Below are 3,344 nucleotides of genomic sequence, written 5' to 3'. Positions count from 1 at the left end.
GTGCTGCGCTACCTGAACCCCGACGTGGACCTGGACGGAGACGATCCGCCGATCGGGTTCAACTATCTGGGGCGTCTGGGCGGCCCTGCCGCCGAACTCTCCGATGAGATGTGGCGACTCCCACAAGAAGGGTTGTCGTTTAATCTAGCGGCCTCGGCGGTGCCTATGCCGCTGATGCACACCCTGGACCTCAACGCCGGCACGGTCGACACCGACATCGGCCCTTATCTGCACGCGGATTGGACGTGGGCGGCCTCGGCGCTGGATCGCGCGCAGGTCAGCCGGCTGAGCCAGTTGTGGTTTGACGCTTTGGCCGGCATCTGTGCGCACGTGCGCGGCGGTGGCGGCGGGTTGACGCCGTCCGATATCGCGCCGGCAAGGCTGAGCCAACAGCAGATCGACGAGCTGTGCCGGGAAAATGAGGTCGCGGATGTATTGCCGCTGACTCCGGTGCAGCAGGGTCTGCTGTTCCACGCGAGGACCGCCCAGGCGAGCGATAACAGTGCGTATGCGGTCCAGCTGGATATCACCGTGGCCGGCCCGCTCGATCAGCACCGGCTGCGTGATGCGGTGGCCACGGTGGTCGACCGGCATCCCAACCTGGCGGCTCACTTCTGCGACCAGTTTGATGAGCCCGTGCAGATCATTCCGGCCCATCCGGCGGCCGGGTGGTCGTACGTGGAACTAGACGCCGAAGACGTGGATCTCGAGGACCAGATCCAACGGGTGTGCGCGGCCGAACGCGCAGCTGTCTGCGACCTCGCCGATCCGCCGTTCGTGAGGGCGGCCTTGATCCGCACGGCAGAAGACCAGCATCAGTGTGTCTTCACTTTTCACCACATCGTGGTGGATGGCTGGTCCCTGCCGATTCTGCTGCAGGAGATCTTCGCCGGCTATTCCGGGCAGCGGTTGCCCGCGGCGGCACCGTATCGCAGGTTTCTTACGTGGCTGGCCGCCCGGGACATTGATGCGGCCCGTGCTGCCTGGGGTGGGGTGCTCGCTGGTTTCGACACCCCCACTTTGGTGGGCCCGTCAGACCGGCGGGAGCTAGGCCCACGAGCCGTTGCGTCTTTTCGGGTGCCGGCAGACACCACCCGCGCGCTTGGTGATTTGGCCCGTTCGCAGCACACCACCGTTAACACGATCCTGCAGGGCGCGTGGGCGCAGTTGCTGACCTCGCTGACCGGCCAGCATGATGTCGCCTTCGGCGTGGCGCTTTCAGGACGGCCGGAGGAGGTGGCCGGTGCGGACTCGATGGTGGGTTTGTTGATCAACACCGTGCCGGTGCGGGCGAACATCTTGCCGTCAACGACTACCACCGGCCTGCTCGAGCAGTTGCAACACGTTTTCACCGAGACCCTTGAGCACCAGCATCTGGCGCTTAACGAGATCCACCGCGTCAGCGGCCACGACCGGTTGTTCGACACCCTGTTCGTGTTTGAGAACTACCCGGTCGCCAAAGCCACGCTGTCGGGAGACGACGGGCTGACGATCACCGAAGTCACCAGCCGCGAATACAACCACTACCCCCTCGCGATGATGGTCCTTCCGGGTACCGAACTCGGGTTGCGTGTCGAATTCGATACTGATGTGTTTGATGCGGCGAGTATCGAGTCTTTGGTTGAGCGGTTGCAGCGGGTTTTGGTGGCGATGGCTGCTGATCCTGGGCGGCGGTTGTCGTCGGTGGATGTGTTGGATGCTGGTGAGCATGCCCGGTTGGATGGGTGGGCTAATCGGGCGGTGTTGACCGAGCCGGTGTCGGCGTTGGGCTCGGTTCCGGCGGTGTTCGCTGCTCAGGTGGCGGATGCGCCGGAGGCGTTGGCCCTGACGTTTGAGGGCCGTTCGATGTCGTATCGCGAGTTGGATGAGGCGTCGAATCGGTTGGCGCGTTTGTTGGTTGATCGGGGGGCGGGTCCGGGTCAGTGTGTGGCGTTGTTGATTCCGCGGTCGGCCGAGGCGATCGTGGCGATGGTGGGCGTGCTCAAGTCTGGGGCGGCGTATGTGCCGTTTGATCCGGGGGTGCCGGCGGCGCGGTTGGAGTTCATGCTCGGCGATGCCGCGCCGATCGCGGCGGTGACTACTGCGGCGTTGGCCGGTCGGTTCGATGGGTATGACTTGTCGGTCGTCGATGTCGAAGATCCGATGATCGAGACTTATCCGGGTACGGCGTTGGCGGTGCCGGCTGCTGATGATATTGCGTATTTGATCTACACGTCGGGTACGACGGGTGTGCCTAAGGGTGTGGCGATCACGCACGGCAATGTGACCCAGGTGTTGGAGTCGCTGCCGGTGGATTTGCCTGCGGGGCCGGGTCAGGCGTGGTCGCAGTGGCATTCACTGGTGTTTGACGTGTCGGTGTGGGAGATCTTCGGCGCCTTGTTGCATGGCAGCCGGTTGGTGATCGTGCCTGAGGCGGTGGCGGGGTCGCCGGAGGATCTGCACGACCTGTTGGTGGCCGAGCAGGTCAGCGTCGTGTATCAGACTCCTTCGGCGGTGGGGATGTTGTCGCCGGAGGGTCTGGAGCGGGCGGCGTTGGTGGTCGCTGGTGAGGCGTGTCCGGCTGAGGTGGTGGATCGGTGGGCGCCGGGTCGGGTGATGATCAATGCCTATGGCCCGACTGAGGCCACGATTTATGCGGCGATCAGTGCGCCGTTGACTGCGGGCTCTGGTGTGGTGCCGATCGGTTCACCGGTACCCAAGGGGGCGACGTTCGTTCTTGATGAGTGGTTGCGGCCGGTGCCTGCTGGGGTGGTCGGTGAGTTGTATCTGGCGGGTCGTGGTGTGGGGGTCGGTTATGTGCACCGGTCCGGGTTGACGTCGTCGCGGTTTGTGGCGTGTCCGTTCGGTGGGCCTGGGGCGCGGATGTATCGCACTGGGGATCTGGTGTGTTGGGGTGCTGATGGTCAGTTGCGGTATTTGGGTCGTGCTGATGAGCAGGTCAAGATCCGTGGGTATCGCATTGAGTTGGGGGAGATCCAGGCTGCGCTGACCGGGTTGGACGGGGTGGAGCAGGCGGTGGTGATCGCCCGCGAGGATCGTCCTGGTGATAAGCGGTTGGTGGGGTATGTGACCGGGACTGCTGATGTGGCGGGGATGCGTTCGGCGTTGGCTCAGCGGTTGCCGGGGTATATGGTTCCCGCGGCGGTGGTGGCCATCGATACGTTGCCGTTGACGGTTAACGGCAAGCTCGATCGGCGTGCGTTGCCGGCCCCGGAGTACCGCGACGGCGATGGTTATCGGGCTCCTGGGGATGCCATCGAGGAGATTCTGGCCGGCATTTTCGCCCAGGTTCTGGGTTTGGAGCGGGTCGGGGTCGATGATTCGTTCTTCGAACTCGGCGGGGA

General features: G+C 64.2%; 1 protein-coding gene. It reads left to right on the top strand.

Annotated elements, in window-relative coordinates:
* Positions 1-3,344 (top strand): amino acid adenylation domain-containing protein (locus M1248_RS33160; RefSeq protein ID WP_317150924.1); only part of this gene is annotated, 3,344 nt, incomplete at both ends.

Origin of the sequence: Mycobacterium sp. 29Ha, from assembly GCF_032883055.1 — a bacterium.
Taxonomy (GTDB): Bacteria; Actinomycetota; Actinomycetes; order Mycobacteriales; family Mycobacteriaceae; genus Mycobacterium; species Mycobacterium gallinarum.
The sequence above is the reverse complement of the archived record's forward strand: the minus strand, read 5'-3'. Positions and strand labels throughout refer to the sequence as shown.